14 protein-coding genes and 5 tRNA genes are annotated in these 16189 nt (G+C 72.4%); 13 read left to right on the top strand and 6 right to left on the bottom strand.

The window, feature by feature from the left end:
• Nucleotides 1-30 precede the first annotated feature (30 nt).
• The gene (locus OG896_RS34010; protein WP_329371520.1) at nucleotides 31-531 is read left to right on the top strand and encodes a DsbA family protein; all 501 of its coding nucleotides are present in this window, start codon (nucleotides 31-33) and stop codon (nucleotides 529-531) included.
• Between the two features lie 188 nt (nucleotides 532-719).
• On the opposite strand, the gene OG896_RS34005 is transcribed toward OG896_RS34010, so the two are convergent.
• From OG896_RS34005 to OG896_RS33995, 3 genes are read right to left on the bottom strand one after another with little or no spacing between them, the layout of a single operon-like run.
• On the bottom strand, nucleotides 720-1556 hold the full coding sequence (locus OG896_RS34005; RefSeq protein ID WP_329371516.1) for a GNAT family N-acetyltransferase: 837 nt from the start codon (nucleotides 1554-1556) through the stop codon (nucleotides 720-722).
• Between the two features lie 11 nt (nucleotides 1557-1567).
• The gene (locus tag OG896_RS34000) at nucleotides 1568-2389 is read right to left on the bottom strand and encodes an aminotransferase class IV (protein WP_329371514.1); all 822 of its coding nucleotides are present in this window, start codon (nucleotides 2387-2389) and stop codon (nucleotides 1568-1570) included.
• A complete protein-coding gene (locus OG896_RS33995) occupies nucleotides 2386-3597 on the bottom strand; it encodes a chorismate-binding protein (RefSeq protein WP_329371512.1) in 1212 nt (403 codons plus the stop codon). Before OG896_RS33995 ends, OG896_RS34000 begins: the two co-directional genes overlap by 4 nt.
• 224 nt (nucleotides 3598-3821) lie before the next feature.
• On the opposite strand from OG896_RS33995, the gene OG896_RS33990 reads away from it, so the two are divergent.
• From OG896_RS33990 to OG896_RS33970, 5 genes are all read left to right on the top strand, one after another.
• A tRNA-Gly gene (locus tag OG896_RS33990) sits at nucleotides 3822-3894 on the top strand.
• Nucleotides 3895-3926: 32 nt separating this feature from the next.
• Nucleotides 3927-4000 (top strand) — tRNA-Cys (locus OG896_RS33985).
• A 1-nt stretch (nucleotide 4001) separates the two neighbouring features.
• Nucleotides 4002-4073: transfer RNA gene (locus tag OG896_RS33980), tRNA-Val, on the top strand.
• Nucleotides 4074-4116: 43 nt separating this feature from the next.
• Nucleotides 4117-4188, top strand: a tRNA-Val gene (locus OG896_RS33975).
• A 73-nt stretch (nucleotides 4189-4261) separates the two neighbouring features.
• Nucleotides 4262-4333, top strand: a tRNA-Val gene (locus tag OG896_RS33970).
• Between the two features lie 577 nt (nucleotides 4334-4910).
• Here OG896_RS33970 and OG896_RS33965 read toward each other — a convergent pair.
• Nucleotides 4911-5180 carry a hypothetical protein gene (locus OG896_RS33965; RefSeq protein WP_329371510.1) on the bottom strand — a complete coding sequence of 90 codons (270 nt, stop codon included), beginning with the start codon at nucleotides 5178-5180 and terminating at the stop codon, nucleotides 4911-4913.
• Nucleotides 5181-5450: 270 nt separating this feature from the next.
• On the opposite strand from OG896_RS33965, the gene OG896_RS33960 reads away from it, so the two are divergent.
• The 7 genes from OG896_RS33960 (at nucleotide 5451) to OG896_RS33930 (ending at nucleotide 13919) form a co-directional block, all read left to right on the top strand.
• Nucleotides 5451-6695 carry a serine/threonine-protein kinase gene (locus OG896_RS33960; RefSeq protein ID WP_329371508.1) on the top strand — a complete coding sequence of 415 codons (1245 nt, stop codon included), beginning with the start codon at nucleotides 5451-5453 and terminating at the stop codon, nucleotides 6693-6695.
• A gap of 1058 nt (nucleotides 6696-7753) precedes the next feature.
• Nucleotides 7754-8980, top strand: coding sequence for an acyl-CoA dehydrogenase family protein (locus OG896_RS33955; RefSeq protein WP_329374439.1), 1227 nt, complete (start codon nucleotides 7754-7756; stop codon nucleotides 8978-8980).
• Nucleotides 8977-10182, top strand: coding sequence for an acyl-CoA dehydrogenase family protein (locus OG896_RS33950; protein WP_329371506.1), 1206 nt, complete (start codon nucleotides 8977-8979; stop codon nucleotides 10180-10182). The genes OG896_RS33955 and OG896_RS33950 overlap by 4 nt, the downstream gene beginning before the upstream one ends.
• Before the next feature lie 170 nt (nucleotides 10183-10352).
• Nucleotides 10353-12107: a hypothetical protein gene (locus tag OG896_RS33945; protein ID WP_329371503.1), complete on the top strand. Its 1755-nt coding sequence runs from the start codon at nucleotides 10353-10355 to the stop codon at nucleotides 12105-12107.
• 6 nt (nucleotides 12108-12113) lie between these two features.
• The gene (locus tag OG896_RS33940; RefSeq protein WP_329371501.1) at nucleotides 12114-12758 is read left to right on the top strand and encodes a hypothetical protein; all 645 of its coding nucleotides are present in this window, start codon (nucleotides 12114-12116) and stop codon (nucleotides 12756-12758) included.
• Nucleotides 12759-12887: 129 nt separating this feature from the next.
• The gene (locus OG896_RS33935; protein WP_329371500.1) at nucleotides 12888-13205 is read left to right on the top strand and encodes a hypothetical protein; all 318 of its coding nucleotides are present in this window, start codon (nucleotides 12888-12890) and stop codon (nucleotides 13203-13205) included.
• A gap of 93 nt (nucleotides 13206-13298) precedes the next feature.
• A complete protein-coding gene (locus OG896_RS33930; RefSeq protein ID WP_329371498.1) occupies nucleotides 13299-13919 on the top strand; it encodes a hypothetical protein in 621 nt (206 codons plus the stop codon).
• 30 nt (nucleotides 13920-13949) lie between these two features.
• Here OG896_RS33930 and OG896_RS33925 read toward each other — a convergent pair whose 3' ends face one another.
• Together OG896_RS33925 and cobA are read right to left on the bottom strand one after the other, a co-directional pair.
• Nucleotides 13950-14765 carry a TrmH family RNA methyltransferase gene (locus OG896_RS33925; RefSeq protein ID WP_329371496.1) on the bottom strand — a complete coding sequence of 272 codons (816 nt, stop codon included), beginning with the start codon at nucleotides 14763-14765 and terminating at the stop codon, nucleotides 13950-13952.
• A complete protein-coding gene (gene cobA, locus OG896_RS33920) occupies nucleotides 14758-16152 on the bottom strand; it encodes a uroporphyrinogen-III C-methyltransferase (RefSeq protein WP_329371495.1) in 1395 nt (464 codons plus the stop codon). The genes OG896_RS33925 and cobA overlap by 8 nt, the downstream gene beginning before the upstream one ends.
• Between the last annotated feature and the right edge of the window lie 37 nt (nucleotides 16153-16189).

The raw sequence follows: 16189 nt of genomic DNA, 5'->3' as shown, positions 1-16189 counted from the left end.
GGCCCTCCGGAGCGGTGGGAGACTGGCGGTATGACCGACACCTCCACCCCTGTTGTGCTCGACGTCTGGTGCGAGCTGCAGTGCCCGGACTGCCACACCGCCATGGCCGACCTGCGGGCGCTGCGCGAGCGGTACGGCGCCGCGCTCGACATCCGGTTCCGGCACTTCCCGCTGGCCAAGCACCAGCACGCGCAGGCGGCGGCGCAGGCGTACGAGGAGGCGCACGCGCAGGGGAAGGGCCAGGCGTACGCCGAGGCGGTGCTCGCGCGGACGGCAGAACTGGCCGACCGCGGCGAGCCGGTGCTGGTCGAGACGGCGGCCGAACTCGGCCTGGACGCCGACGAGGTGGACACCGCGCTCATCGACGGCCGGCATCTGCTGGTGGTGGACGCCGACGTCGCCGAGGGCAAGGCGATCGGCGTGACCGGCACACCGACGTACGTGATCGGCGACGAACTGCTCGACGGTTCCAAGACCCAGGAAGGGCTGCGCGAACGGATCGAGGAGACCGCGGACCGCCTGCTGGCCTGACCTGACCTGACCGGTGGCCCGGCCCTGCCCGGCACCGTGCGCCGCCGCGCCGGCACCTCGGCCCGCCACCCCAACTCCCCGGTGGCGGGCCCGTTTTCGTATCCGCCCATCGTATACGACGCTCGGGTACGCCGGTCGTATACGGCAAGACTCGCGGCGGCCGTTCGCCGCCGCCGGCTTTCGTGTCCTCAGAGGAGGGGCTTGCTGAAGTGGTGGTCGGTCGGGCGGTAGCCGAGGGACGTGTAGAGGCGGACCGCGGTGGTGTTCGCGGCGAAGACGTTCAGCCCGAGCGAGGTGGCGCCGGCGTCGCGGGTGAGGTCCTCCGCCACGTGCATGAGGGCGCGGCCGTAGCCGCGGCCGCGGTGCTCCCGGGCGACCTCGACGGAGGCCACCCACGACGGGTCGGCCAGCCGTATCCAGGCGAGGTGGCCGGCGGGGGCGCCGTCCAGTTCGAGGACGAGGACCGTGCTGCCGGGGGTGGCCAGGCCGTCGGGGAAGGCGCGGTCGAAGCCGGCGGCCTCCTCCGTCGCCGCCTGCTCGCGCGGGACGCCCGAGGCGGTGAGGGCGGCGATGTAGCCGTCGCGTTCGTGCGCGCGCCAGCCGCCGTACTCGTCCTCGCGCATCAGGCGCAGGGCGGTGCCGGGCGGCAGCGCGTGGTGGCCGCCGGGCGGCGGTTCCGGCAGGGCGAGCAGCATGCCGCGGTTGCGCTCGGTGTAGCCGAGGGCCGCGGCCATCCGCAGGGCGTACGGCATGCCCGCGCCGGCCGTGGTCTCCACCCGGGTGCAGCCCCACTGCCGCAGCACCTCCTCGGCGGCGAGCGCGGCCACGGTGCCGCGGCCGCGGTGCCGGTCGGGCTCGTCGATCGTCAGCGCGTTGATCCGGCCGACGGTCGGTCCGTAGCGCCGGTCGGTGCCGATCGCGATGGCGCCGACGGGGCGGCTGTTGACGCACACGGCGTAGGTGGCGGAGCGGGTGCCGTCGTCCTCGGTACGCACCGGCCGGGTCGGGCGCAGGGTGGTGGTCACAGCGGGCGCTCCTACGGGTTGGGGTCGGCGGCGGCGCGCTCGGCGAAGACCCGCATGGCCTTGGCGGTGACCGGCCCGGGAGCGCCGGAGAGCGTACGGTCGTCGACGCGGTGCACCGCCTGGACGTCGCGCAGGGTGGAGGTCAGGAACACCTCGTCGGCCTCCGCGAGGGCGCCGAGCGGCAGTTCGGCCTCCTCGGCGCCGGCCCAGTCCGCGACGAGCGCGCGGGTGATGCCGGCCAGGCAGCCCGACTCCAGCGGCGGGGTGAGCAGCCGGCCGCCGATCACCACGAACACGTTGGAGCCGGTGCCCTCGCACAACTGCCCCTGGGTGTTGGCGAACAGCGCCTCGGAAGCGCCGGCGGCGTGCGCGCGGGCCAGCGCGACCACGTTCTCCCCGTAGGAGGTGGTCTTCAGTCCGGTCAGCGCGCCCTTCTCGTTACGGGTCCAGGGCACGGTGACCGTGGCGGTGGTGTCGGGGCGGGGGCTCGCGGTGCCGAGGGCGACCACGAGGGTGGCACCCGCGTCGCCGCGGTCGGAGCCGAGCGGGGAGGGGCCGCCGGTGTAGGTGACGCGCAGCCGGCCCAGCGGCATCGGGTTGGCGGCGAGCACCGCCTCGCAGGCGCGGGCCACCTCGTCGAGGTCGGGCTCGGGCAGGCCGAGGCCGCTCGCGGAGCGGGCCAGCCGGTCCAGGTGGCGGGTGGTCGCGAAGGCCCGGCCGTGCTCGGCCTTGAGGGTCTCGAAGACGCCGTCGCCGACCGTCAGGCCGTGGTCGAGCACGGACACCGTGGCGTCGGCCGCGTCGCGCAGCCCGCCGTCCACCCAGATCCTCACCGTACTGTCCTTTCACCGCCGCGCGCGGCGCCCGAACCCGGGGCCGCCTGTTCGTTCCCTGCGTACCCTTCGCGCTCCGCCGGGGCCTCGCGCTCACCGGGGTACTCTCCCGACGCTACCGCCAGCAGCCGCGCGGCCTTCAATGCGGTCTCGGCCCACTCGCCGTGCGGGTCGGAGCCCCAGGTGATCCCGGCGCCGGCGCCGAAGCGCAGCACAGGGCCGCCCGGCGGGCTCCGGTCGATCCAGAACGTGCGGATGCCGACGGCGAGTTCGGCCGTGCGCCGGTCGGCGTCGACCCAGCCGATCGCGCCGCAGTACGGGCCGCGCGGGGCGGTCTCCAGCTCGGAGATGACCCGCAGCGCGCTGGACTTGGGGGCGCCGGTGACCGAACCGGGCGGGAACACGGCGGCGAACAGCTGCGGCCAGCCGGCGTCGGGGCGCAGCTCGCCCCGGACGGTGGAGACCAGGTGCACCAGGCCGGGGTGCGGCTCGACCGCGCACAGGGCCGGCACGGTGACCGTGCCGGTGGCGCAGATCCGGCCGAGGTCGTTGCGGACCAGGTCGACGATCATCACGTTCTCCGCGTGGTCCTTGGTGAGGAAGTCCGCGGCGGTGCGGGCGGTGCCCTTGATCGGGCCGGACTCGACGGTGGAGCCGCGGCGGCGCAGGAACAGTTCGGGGGACGCGGTCGCGATCTCGACGCCGTGCGCGGGCAGCCGGATCGTGCCGGCGTACGGGGCGGGGTTGCCGTGTGCGAGGACGGCGCCGAGCGCGTCGATGTCGGCGTCAGCGTCGGGAGGGGCGCCCGGGCCGGAGCGGGTGGCGGGGCCCGCGGGCAGGGGCGCGGTCAGCACCCGGCAGAGGTTGACCTGGTAGACCTCGCCGGTCGCGATCCTGGCCCGGATCTCGCGGACGCCGTCCTCGTATGCCGCCTGGTCCATCGAGGAGGTCCAGGCGCGCGGGTCGGGGCCGCGCCAGCCGACGTCCGCGGCGACGGTGGCCGGGGTGGCGCCGGGCGGTGGCGCGGGCCGCGGCTGCTGACGTACGTCGCCGAACCGGGCACAGACCGTACGGCCGTCGAAGTCGGCCGCGACCGCCCAGAAACCCGCGGAGTCCAGCGCGGCCACGTCGTCGGTGACATCGCGGAGGTCGGAGGCGACGAGCGAGCCGAACCGGGCTATCGGGGGCAGGGCGGAGGGGTCGCGCACGGGGATTCCTGGGGGTCGGGCGGAGTACCGGAGGCGGACCGGACCGCGCAGGTGAGCGGGGTGCCGGGCGAGGTGCCGAAGGGGTCGTCGGCCGGCCGGAGCGGGCCGCTTCGCCGTCAACAGCTTGTCATTGGCCCGGCACGCTGCGGAAACCGGTTTTTGAGCTGGACCGGGAATCCGCTAGAGTTCAACTCGTCGCCGAGCAGTCTACGGTGGCGGCACCTGCGGACGTGGCTCAGTTGGTAGAGCATCACCTTGCCAAGGTGAGGGTCGCGAGTTCGAATCTCGTCGTCCGCTCGATGTGGGGGATCACCCGAACCCCTGCTGTTGGTGGAGTGGCCGAGAGGCGAGGCAACGGCCTGCAAAGCCGTCTACACGGGTTCAAATCCCGTCTCCACCTCCAAGGACGATTAGCTCAGCGGGAGAGCGCTTCCCTGACACGGAAGAGGTCACTGGTTCAATCCCAGTATCGTCCACTGGCCCCCGACCGGGGCCTTTGCCGCACCTTGCTGGACCCCCGCGCGATTAGCTCAGCGGGAGAGCGCTTCCCTGACACGGAAGAGGTCACTGGTTCAATCCCAGTATCGCGCACGCGCCATCGGTATCACCTGAATCACCAGCAGCAGCACCAGCACCACCGCAGTATCTTGCGCGGCACCATCCCGGACGATTAGCTCAGCGGGAGAGCGCTTCCCTGACACGGAAGAGGTCACTGGTTCAATCCCAGTATCGTCCACACTCGGCGAGGGCCGGAGACGAAAGCGTCTCCGGCCCTTTCGCATGGGCCGAAGTAGCCGTGGGCCGAAGTAGCCGTGGGCGGGCGCGGTCGTGAGCGGGCGCGGTGGTGGGCGGGCGCGTCCGCGAACCGACACGTCCGTGGGTTGACGCGGCCCGGAAACAGCGCTGTGCCCGGGTATCGGCTGATACCCGGGCAACCGCTGCCGTCCGCCCTACCCCCGTCCCCACGGGGTTGAGACCGGTGATCCCCGACCCGGACCGCTCTTCCGGGCCTGAAGCGTGGTGTGACGCCTCAACAGGCCGATCACGGACGACGTCTGCGCGACCCCGCCGCAGGGTGCGGCGGTGATCGAATCCGTGTTGTTCACGTCTGGGCGGCGGACGCTTGACCTCGGGGGACGAGTACGTCGCCCGCCGCTTGACCTCAAATCTATGGGCCGTGGCCGCCCGGGTCGTCATGCCTCCGGACCCCTTTCCGGCCTCCCGGAGGATGACGTCCCATCCGTCGCATACTCCCCAGGGTGGACGTCGGCCATGGCCGCCTCAGGGGTGTCCCGGAGGCCGTCCGTGGCTGATCAGGGCGCGGGTGGCCGGGCGGGCACGGGCGCGGCGGGCCCGGGGACCGGGTCCTCGCGGGGCACGGGGTGCTCGACGAGCGCGAGCACGCGCGTGGCCATGAAACGGGCGGTGCGCACCGCGGTGCCACTGCGGGTGACCTCGCTCACCTCCACGACCCCGCGCCGCACCGCGGTCTCGACCCTGCGGCCTGCGCGGGTCGCGGTCACCTCATAGGTGCGGGTGGTGTCACCCGCGTCGACGACTATCTCCACACGATCACCTTTCACGGCGTCACTCCCCCTTGGTGGACTGCCCGTTGGCGACTTCCCCGGGAGTGCCGCGACCTGCCGCCCGACCGCCTCTCCCGGCCGGCGTCCGCGTCCCGCGTCATCTCCCGTCCCCTCAGAATGCCACCAGGCACTGACAATTCACGGCCCGTCGCCTGCGAGGCATCAACGCGCGGCGGGACTTGAGTACGTAAGCTGTGGGCGGCCGACCGGCCAGCGACGCGGAGTGGGGCCCTCTCCCCCACCACCGGAGGTAGGGGACGGACAGACATGGCGATGATGCGGCTCCGGCGCGAGGACCCGCGGGTCGTCGGCTCGTTCCGGCTGCATCGGCGGCTGGGCGCGGGCGGCATGGGTGTGGTGTACCTGGGCGCGGACAAGCGCGGGCAGCGGGTGGCGCTGAAGGTGATCAGGCCGGAGCTGGCCGAGGACCAGGAGTTCCGGTCCCGGTTCGCCCGTGAGGTGTCGGCGGCGCGGCGGATCAGGGGCGGCTGCACCGCCCGGCTGGTCGCCGCGGACCTGGAGGCCGAACGGCCCTGGTTCGCCACGCAGTACGTCCCCGGGCCGTCGCTGCACGACAAGGTCGCGGAGGGCGGCATCCTGCCGGCCGCCGAGGTCGCCGCGATCGGGTCGGCGCTCGCGGAGGGTCTGGTGGCCGTGCACGAGGCCGGCGTCGTGCACCGCGACCTGAAGCCGTCGAACATCCTGCTGTCGCCCAAGGGCCCGCGGATCATCGACTTCGGGATCGCCTGGGCGACCGGGGCGAGCACCCTGACCCACGTCGGGACGGCGGTCGGCTCGCCCGGATTCCTCGCGCCCGAGCAGGTGCGGGGCGCGGCGGTCACGCCGGCCACGGACGTGTTCGCGTTCGGGGCGACGCTGGCGTACGCGGCGACCGCGGACTCGCCGTTCGGGCAGGGCAGCTCCGAGGTGATGCTCTACCGGGTGGTGCACGAGGAGCCCGATCTCGTCGGGGTGCCCGACGCGCTCGCGCCGCTGGTGTACGCGTGTCTCGCGAAGGACCCGGAGGAGCGGCCGAGCACCGTGCAGCTCTCCGAGCGGCTGTCGGAGATCGCGACGCGGGAGGCGCGGGGGCTGGCGACGGTCCGGCCGCCGCGACCGGAGCGCCCCACCGGGCGGCGCGCCGAGGAGTACGCGCAGCAGCGGACGGAGCGGGGCGCGGCGGTCTCCAACGGGGGGCGTACGGCGGGGGGTTCGACCGGCGGCGGAGGAAGCGAGCGGGTCGAGCGAGCTGAGCGGGCGGGGCGGGGGGCGCAGCGGACCCCGGCGAGGACTCCGGCGCGGACCCCCGCCGCGCGGACGCCCGCGGCGCGGGCGCAGGGGACTCCCACGGGGCGGACGACGGGGACGCGGACCCCCGCGAACCGGACCCCCGCGCAGCGCAGGCCCGGTGCTCCCGAATCCCGGCGGCGGCTGCTCCGTCAACGGGTGTTCGTGTTCGTGATCGTCACGCTGATCGCGGCTGTGTGCATCGCGGTGCTTCAGGCGGCATAGCGCTCCCCGAGTTGAGCCGCAGGGTCGCGCCGCGGTGCGCCGTGTTTCGCTCCCGGGTGCCGCCCGGTGGGTGGGTCGGCGCTCCGCTCTCCCCCAGAGGTTCGCCTGGGTGGTACCCCCACGCGCCCCCAGGGGGTGCCCCTTGCGGCCCGCCGTCAGCCGACCGCCGCACGCGGTTGCGCGCGCAGTTCCCCGCGCCCCCAGGGGGTGCCCCTTGCGGCCCGCCGTCAGCCCACCGCCGCACGTGGTTGCGCGCGCAGTTCCCCGCGCCCCCAAGGGGTGCCCCTTCCGGTCCGCCGTCAGCCCACCGCCGCACGTGGTTGCGCGCGCAGTTCCCCGCGCCCCCAAGGGGTGCGTGCCCCTTCCGGCCCGCGTTCAACCGACCGCGCCATGCGGTTGCGCGCGCAGTTCCCCGCGCCCCCAAGGGGGCTGCCCCTTCCGGCCCGCGTTCAACCGACCGCCCCATGGGGTTGCGCGCATGACGGGACTGTCCCTGGCGGTCCTTGCGGGTGCGCGGGCGGCTCAGGGGGCGGGTGGTGAGGCGGCGGGCCGGGCCGGGGCGGGGCGGCTTCGTCGATGCCGGGGACATCGCGGCCGTCGCCGTGCGCGCCCTGGCCGACGCGCACGCCCCGAACACCGATCTCGTCCTCACCGGCCCGGGGGCGCTCGGCTATGACAACAACACCGCGATCGTCACCGAGGCCACCGGCCGGCGCGTGGTCCACCAGCGGCTGGCCCCCGAGCAGATGCGCGACCGCCACGCGCGGGAGATGCCGCTGGAGTTCGCCACGATGCCGGCGCGTTACGGGCAGGCTGGCGCGGGGGTTCCGCGAGTTGCTCGGAGCGAGGCCGGCCGGGTAGCGGCCTCGGGCAGCACCGGAGTAGCACCGGCCGGGTGGCACCGGGGTGGCTCCGGGGGGAGCATCGGTCAGGTCGTGCCGGGGGTTCGAACAGCCATGGTTCGAACAGCCCTAGGCACGAGCGCGGATGTCCGCTACGTTAACAAGCGCTTGCTTAGAGACGTGGGTGGCCGGGAAGACGGGAAGGGCGGCAGCGCGATGGCGAAGGGCCGGGAGGCGGAGCACGGCGGGGAGGACGGCGCCGTGGACGCGGCGGAGCTGCGCGGACGGGTGCGGGAGCTGCTGGCCGCGCACCCACCGGGAGCCGTCTCCCCCGAGGAGTTCCTGCGGGCCCGGTTCGACGCGGGCCTGGCGTGGGTGCACTTCCCGCGGGGCCTGGGCGGCCTCGGCGCCCCGCGCTCGCTCCAGCCCGTGGTGGACGCGGAACTCGCCGCGGCCGACGCGCCCGACAACGACCCGCGCCGCATCGGCATCGGCCTGGGCATGGCCGCGCCGACCATCCTCCGCTACGGCACCGAGGAGCAGAAGCAGCGCTTCCTGCGCCCGTTGTGGACCGGCGAGGAGCCGTGGTGCCAGCTGTTCTCCGAGCCGGGCGCCGGCTCGGACCTGGCGGGGCTGCGCACCCGGGCGGTCCGCGAACCCGGCGGCGACTGGATCGTGGACGGCCAGAAGGTCTGGACGTCCAGCGCCCACACCGCGCGCTGGGCGATCCTCATCGCCCGTACCGACCCGGACGTGCCCAAGCACCAGGGCATCACGTACTTCGTGTGCGACATGACCGACCCGGGCGTGGAGGTCAGGCCGCTGCGGCAGCTCACCGGCGAGGCGGAGTTCAACGAGGTCTTCCTGACCGGGGTGCGCATACCCGACGCGCACCGGCTCGGCGCGATCGGCGACGGCTGGCGGGTCGCTCAGGCCACCTTGATGAACGAGCGGGTCGCGATCGGCGGCCGGGTGCTGCCGCGCGAGGCGGGCATGGTCGCGGCTGCCGCGGCCACCTGGCGGGAGCGGCCGGAGCTGCGTACCCCCGAGCTGCACGACCGGCTGCTGTCCGCGTGGGTCGACGCGGAGGTGGCGCGGCTGTCCGCGGAGCGGGTCCGGCAGCAGCTCGCGGTCGGCTCGCCCGGGCCGGAGGGCGCCGGCCTGAAGCTCGCCTTCGCCCGGCTCAACCAGCGGATCAGCGGCCTGGAGGTCGAACTCCTCGGCGAGGACGGCCTGCGCTACGGCGACTGGACGATGGTCCGCCCACGCAGCGTCGACTTCTACGGCCGCGACGCGGGCTACCGCTATCTGCGGGCGAAGGGCAACTCCATCGAGGGCGGCACCTCGGAGATCCTGCGCAACATCATCGCCGAGCGGGTGCTGGAGCTGCCCGCGGAACCCCGTACCGACAAGGACGCCGCCTGGAAGGACCTGCCCCGATGACCGCGCCGACCCAGCCCGCCGACCGTTCCCAGGCCCACCCCGCGGCCCAGGCCCATCCCGCGGCCCAAGTCCGCCCCGCGGCCCCGGACCTGCTCTACTCCGACGTCGAGGACGACCTGCGCGCCGCGGTGCGCGACCTGCTCGCCGACCGCTGCCCGCCCGGCGCGGTGCTCACCCGGGTGGAGGGCGAGCAGCCGTACGACCCCGAGCTGTGGCGGCTGCTCGCGGCCGAACTCGGCCTCGCCGGACTGCTGGTGCCCGAGGAACAGGGCGGCCAGGGCGCGACCGCGCGCGAAGTGGCCGTCGTACTGGAGGAGTTGGGCGGCGCGGTGGTCCCGACACCGTTCCTCGGCAGCGCGGTGCTGGCCACCTCGGCACTGCTGCGCTGCGACCTCGCGGACGAGGCGGTCGCCGGCCTGCTGGGGCGACTGGCCGCGGGCACCACGACCGCGGCCCTGGCCGTACCGCTGTCGGCGGCACCCGGTGGCGACTTCCCCGCGACCGTACGGGCCGACGCCGAGGGCCGGCTGACCGGGCGGGTGACCAGCGTCGCGGACACTCCCGGCGCGGGCGTGCTGGTGGTGCCCGCGGTCGGCCCGGACGGCCCGGGGCTGTACGAAGTGGCCGCGGCGGACGCCTCGGTCGGGGTCGAGCCGTTCAGTTCGCTGGACCTCACCCGACCGCTCGCGGACGTGTCCTTCGCCGGCAGCACCGCGCGCCCGCTGCCCTCCGCCGACGCGCCCGCCGCACTGGACGCGGCCCTGCTGACCGCTGCGGGCCTGCTCGCCTCGGAACAGCTGGGGGTGGCGCAGTGGTGCCTCGACGAGACGGTCCGCTACCTCGGGCAGCGGCACCAGTTCGGGCGGGTGGTGGGCTCGTTCCAGTCGCTCAAGCACCGGCTGGCCGACCTGTGGCTGGAGGTCGTCTCCGCACGGGCGGCGGCGCGGGCCGCGGCCGACGCGCTCGCGACCGGCTCCCCCGACGCGCCGGTGGCCGTGGCCGTCGCCCAGTCCTACGCGGCCGGCGTCGCGGTGCACGCGGCCGAGGAGGCGGTGCAGTTGCACGGCGGGATCGGGATGACCTGGGAGCACCCCGCGCACCTCTATCTCAAGCGGGCGAAGGCCGACGAGATCGCACTGGGCACCCCGGGCCGCCACCGCGCCACCCTCGCCACCCTGGTCGAACTCCCCCCGCCCAACTGACCCCCCGCCCGGGGCCGGTTGCCGTACCACCTGCCACTCCAGCCCGTTGGTCCCACCCCGCCCCAAGGCCACAACACGCCGATGTGTGATAATCACGCCGCGCGCTGGCAAGATGACACGCGGTATTGGTTACGTGTCGGCCCTGCGTGGCCGACAGGGGGAGGGGTCCCATGGTTCAGCCGGACGGAGATGGCGACTTCAGTGGGATTGAGCCGCAGCAACTCTGGAACATGATCAACTCGATCAAGAACAGGACCAGTTGGGACGGCAACGGCAGCGGGGCTCCGCTGGTGGCGAGTTGGCTGAGTCAGGCGGGCAGGATCGGTCTCGACGCCACCCGGCTCAACACGATCAACAAGCACTTCTCGTGGGCCCAGGACCAGTTGCCGATGTTGCGGCGTCGGCACAGTCTCGCGGCAGCCGAGGCCAAGGAGGAGAGCGACTTCGGCGCCTCGGGCATGGTCACGGCGGGCTCGGGCGACCTCGGGAAGTACAAGACCCAGGAAGCCGCGCAGAAGGCCGGCAAGGATGCCGCAAAGAAGTACAAGGACGGTGACATCACCGCCCAGCAGTACCTGCAGCTCATGCAGCAGAACGAGGACGACCCGGACTTCGCGGCCGCTTCCTGCAAGGAACTCGGGCAAGCGCGGCTGGCCGAGCTGGAGCCGTACTCCAGCCAGTTGGACAGCGACAATCCGGACGCCGGACGCTCCGTGTTCGCCAACTTCGTGGCCACCTCCATGCGGGGCGGCATGCAGTACAAGGACTCCGCGGGCCACGAGGACATCGACTTCCTCGCCCCGTTGGTCACCGAGGCGAACTTCCCCGCCGACGTCCTGACCGACCTGGGCACCCAGGCGCTCCTCCCGGGCAACACCGTGTACTCCGACCAGGTGTGGAAGGCGCTGGCCGCCGACCCCAAGGCAGCCACTCAGTTCGTGCACGACAACATCAAAATCCTGCCCACCTTCATGCAGTCGGATTCCGAGCACCGTGGCGGGCTGATCAATCCGAACGCGAAGGACTTCGCCGCAGTACTCAGGGCCGGCACAATGCCCGGCCCCGGCTCGGATCCGAACATGGCCGCCGACAACACGACGAATCTCGCCAAGTACTACTCCAATCACCCGGACGACCACACCCATCCGGAGATCCAGCAGGTATTCGCCGACGACATCAAATTCTACTTCTCCGACCTTGAATCTTCTCTTACCGACCCGGCGCCGGTCGATCAGGGAAAGGGGCATGTGAACCTCAAAGCTGAGGAATGGGAGGGGTTCATGCACGAGGCGATGCAAGACCCCTCATCTACAGCTGCGCTACTGGCGTACAGTTCCGAGCAGACAGATCTACTCGCCGACGGCGACCCGCACAATCCGGAGGTCGAGCAGGCCGCCGGACTTATCGATGGCACCTTTAGCTTCGAGGCAACGAAGGTCTTCCAGGAGAAGCAAGCCGCTGGCGACAAGACAGCTGAGGACTGGCAGGAAACCGTCACCGAACGACTCAACAAGACGATCGAGACGGGTGTCGAAGTCGCCTTCGAGCCGGGCGACGCCGTCAAGATTATATCCAAGGCGTCCATCGGCTACGTACTCACTACGTTCACCGACTCGATGGTGAAGACCAGCCCCGCCGACTTGGGCCCTGCACCCTCAAAGGTGAAGTGGCAGCACGAGTGGATGGAAGCAGCCTCACACGCCTATGTCGACAACCCCGATGTCGGAAATCCGAAGCAGTACGCTCAGACGTACTCCGGTGGGAAGCCGTTCCTGACGAGCAGCGGGCAGTTGGTTCCGAATGCCAATGCCGGACAGAAACAGGCGTACAACGAATGGCTGAAGGACCCCACCACATCCAAAGCCATGTACTCGATGTTCCTCCAGCGCGACCACGGACGTGTCGCAGCCATCACAGGAAGCTGAGCAGGTATGAAACTCCGTGGCCGCGCCACCACTTGGGCCGCACTGCCCGCCGTCGCCCTCACCTTCGCGGTGAGCGGGTGCGGCGGCGGAATCAGCAGCTCGGAGGGCACGAAGCAGGCGAAAGAGGTCCGATCCTCAACGGCCATGGTGTACTGGAAGGTCCGCAGCATGATGCCGACCTCACTACACCTCGACACGCCCGAGGGGAGTGGCAACTTCGTCGCCTGCTCCGAGGACGAGAAGAACGGCAAGGGAGCCGTGAAGTACGACCTCGCCGATTACCTCGACCCTGAGAACAAGCTGACGATGGCCCAGTTGGTGTCAGGTGTGGAGAACGGGCTGAAGCCGCTGGGGTGGACCTTCGCCACACGGTCCATCCCCACGAAGAGCATGCCAGATGCCAAGAAGGAGAAGCTGTACGGCTGGGCCGCTCACAAGGGGGACTTCACCATCGAGCTCACCTTCCATGAGGCGAGCAAGGGGAAGTCAGCCGCTGGTTATTTCGACGTGCTCAGCGCGTGCAAGAAGTACGGAAAAGCCCAGAAGAAGCTGCTCTCCCAGTACGCCAACGGAAACAGCTTCGACACGTACGATCCGCGACCCGGAACTCCGCAGCCCGTTCCGACTGGCTTCCCCAGCCCCGCCCTCTGACGAACCGGCAGGCCGCACTTGCAAGGTGCGGCCACTTCATGGACCGGCAGCCCACCGGACGGACCGCCGAACGCCTAACAACCAACCACACCACCACCCCACGCACCACCAACGGGAGGAAGCAGCGCCATGGCAGACAAGAAGGTGCCCAGCCCCATGTGGCAGGCACTCAGCGACCTGCACACCGAGGTCCAGAAGGACCTCGCGACCGTCAACGGCTCGCTGAAGGACGCCGACAAGCGGATGGCCGGCGGCAAGGGCGACGTGTGGGTGGGCGCCACCGCACGCGCCTGGGCGAGCGACCTGGCCGGGGCGGCCAACGACGTCACCACGCAGGCCAACGGCTTCGCCGAGTACGTCAGCCGCGAACTGGCCGCCCACCCCAAGGAAGTCACCCAGGCCGAGGCCGACAGCGAACGCCGCGTGCTCGCCGGCCGGATGGGCTGACCCGCGAGCCGCCCTCGCCCGGGCACCGCACACGCGATGTTCCTCCAGCGCGACCACGGACGTGTCGCGGCCATCACAGGAAGCTGAGCAGGTATGAAACTCCGTGGCCGCGCCGCCACTTGGGCCGCACTGCCGGCGGTCGCCCTCACCTTCGCGGTGAGCGCGTGCGGGGGCGGTTCCGGCCCATCGCGCAGCCCCCAGTCCATACGGTCCTCGCTGGCGAAGACGTACTGGAAGGTCAACGCCGCACTACCCTCGACGGTCGACGTGTCGGTCGGTAACGGCAAGTTCGTCAAGTGCTCAGCCGACAAACCGAAGCTAGCCGTCTACAAAGTGGAGAACGAGCTCAACGCCAAGGACGGCTCGATGACCGCGGCCCAACTCCTGGCTCAGTTCCGGACCGCGCTGGCCCCGCAGGGATGGAAGATCGGGCTCGACAAGGTGCAGCCGAGTCCGACCGAGAGCGCCACCATGTCCAAGACAACGGGCTACGTGGCGAACAAGGACGGCATGCAACTGCAACTGCTGATCCAGGAGCGAATGTCCGACGTCCCGGCGGGCGGCTTCATGGACCTGTACAGCGGTTGCGCCAAGCTCGGGAAGGACCAGAAGAACATCCTGGCCACGTACGCTCCGGGCGACTCGGTGGACCTCTACCAACCGACGAAGACCACCCCGCGCCCCGTCCCGACCGGGCCGACCACGGCGCCGTAGTCACCCCAACAACACTGCGGCACCCGGGGATCAGGTGCGGGTGGTGTAGAAGGCGACCGCGGAGGCGGCGGCTACGTTGAGGGAGTCGACGCCCGCGGCCATGGGGATGGTGACGCGGGTGTCGGCGGCGCGGAGGGCCGCGGGGGTGAGGCCATCGCCCTCGGTGCCGAGCAGGAGGGCGAGCCGGGGCGGGCGGCGGGCCGCGAGCGCGTCGAGCGGTATCGCGTCGTCGGCGAGGCAGAGGGCGGCGAGCAGGAAGCCGTGGGCGCGCAGGAGTTCGAGGTCGTGTGGCCAGTCGTCGAGCCGGGTCCACGGCACGGAGAAGACCGCACCCATGGAGACCTTGACCGCGCGCCGGTAGAACGGGTCGGCGCAGCGCGGGCTGAGCAGGACCGCGTCCACGCCGAGCGCGGCGGCGGAGCGGAACCCGGCACCGAGGTTGGCGTGGTCGACGGTGTCCTCGAAGACGGCGACCCGGCGCGGGCCGGGGCCGAGCCCGGCCAGCAGCGCGTCCACGGAGGGCAGCGGGGTACGGGCCATCGAAGCGAGCGCGCCGCGGTGCACGTGGTAGCCGGTGACCTCTTCGGCGAGCGCGGGTGTCACTTCGTACACCGGGGCGGTCGCCGCGTCGATCACGTCGCGCATCGGGCCGAGCCACTTCGGGGAGAGCAGCATCGAGCGCATCGGGTAGCCGGCGGCCAGGGCGCGCCGGATCACCTTCTCGCCCTCGGCGATGAACAGCCCTTCGGCGGGTTCGCGGCGGCGGCGCAGTTCGACGTCGGTGAGGGAGGTGTAGTCGGCCAGGCGCGGGTCGGCGGGGTCCTCGACGGCGACCGGTTCAGCCACGCGCTCCCCCAGCAGCTCCCCCAGCAACTCCCCCAGCAACTCCCCCAGCGGCTTCCCCACCTGGTACGCCACCCGTTACGCCACCCGCTGTGCTCCCCGCCCCGCCACGCGCTCCCCCGATCGGGTCCGCGGCGGGCCCCGAAGCCCCCGCCGCCCGCGCCGCATCGGCGACCGCCCCGCCCACGGCCACCACATCGCCGATCACGATCACCGCCGGCGGCCGCACCCCCTCCTCGGCGACCCGGCGGCCGACCGTGCCGAGCGTGGCGTCCACCCGGCGCTGCGCGGCAGTGGTGCCCTCCTGGACGACAGCGACCGGGGTGTCGGCCGACCGGCCCTGCGCGACCAGGGCCGCCGCGATCGGCTCGATCCGCTCCACCGCCATCAGCAGCACCAGGGTGCCGCGCAGTTTCGCCAGCGCCGCCCAGTCCACCAGCGAGCGCGGGTCTTCCGGCGCGACGTGCCCGCTGACCACGGTGAACTCGTGGGCCACTCCCCGGTGGGTGACCGGGATACCGGCGGCGGCCGGCACGCTGATCGCGCTGGAGATGCCGGGCACCACCGTCACCGGGATGCCCTCCCGGGCCAGCGCCTCCGCCTCCTCCATGCCGCGCCCGAACACGTACGGGTCGCCGCCCTTGAGCCGGACCACGGCCTTGCCCGCCTTCGCGTGCTCGACCAGGGCCGCGTTGATCGCCTCCTGCGCCATCGCCCGGCCGTACGGGATCTTCGCCGCGTCGATCACCTCGACGTGCGGGCCGAGTTCGTCGAGCAGGTCGCGCGGGCCGAGCCGGTCGGCCACCACCACGTCGGCCTCCGCGAGGAGCCGGCGGCCGCGCACCGTGATCAGGTCCGGGTCCCCCGGGCCGCCGCCCACCAGGGCGACCCCGGCGGTGCGGGCCCGGTGGTACGGCGCCACCAGCGTGCCGTCCCGCAGCCCCGCGACCACCGCGTCACGTACCGCCGCCGAGCGCCGCGGGTCCTGGCCGGTCAGCACCGCCACGGTCACGCCCTCGGTCCGGCCGGTCGCCGGGGTCCACGCGGTCGCCGCGTCCGCGTCGTCGCTGCGTACGCACCACACCCGGCGCTCTTCCGCCTCCGCGCCCGCCGCGGCGTTGGCCGCCTCGTCCGTGCTCGCGATCAGCGCGTACCAGGCGCCCGCGAGGTCGCCCGCACGGTACTTGCGGCGCTCCCACCGCAACTCGCCCGCCGTCACCATCGCCTCGACCGAAGCGGTGGCCGACGGTGACACCAGCACGATGTCGGCTCCCGCGGAGACCAGTGCGGGAAGCCGCCGCTGAGCGACCTGGCCACCGCCGATCACCACGACCCGCCTGCCGGCGAGCCGCAGCCCAACGGGGTACGCGGGGGCGTCGTCGTGCGGCATGAGGGCTCCTTGCTGTGCGGGCTTCTTACTTTACGGT

Origin of the sequence: Streptomyces sp. NBC_00669 (assembly GCF_036226785.1) — a bacterium.
In the GTDB taxonomy this organism is placed as follows: Bacteria; Actinomycetota; Actinomycetes; order Streptomycetales; family Streptomycetaceae; genus Actinacidiphila.
This window is presented reverse-complemented; position numbering and strand designations above follow the sequence as displayed.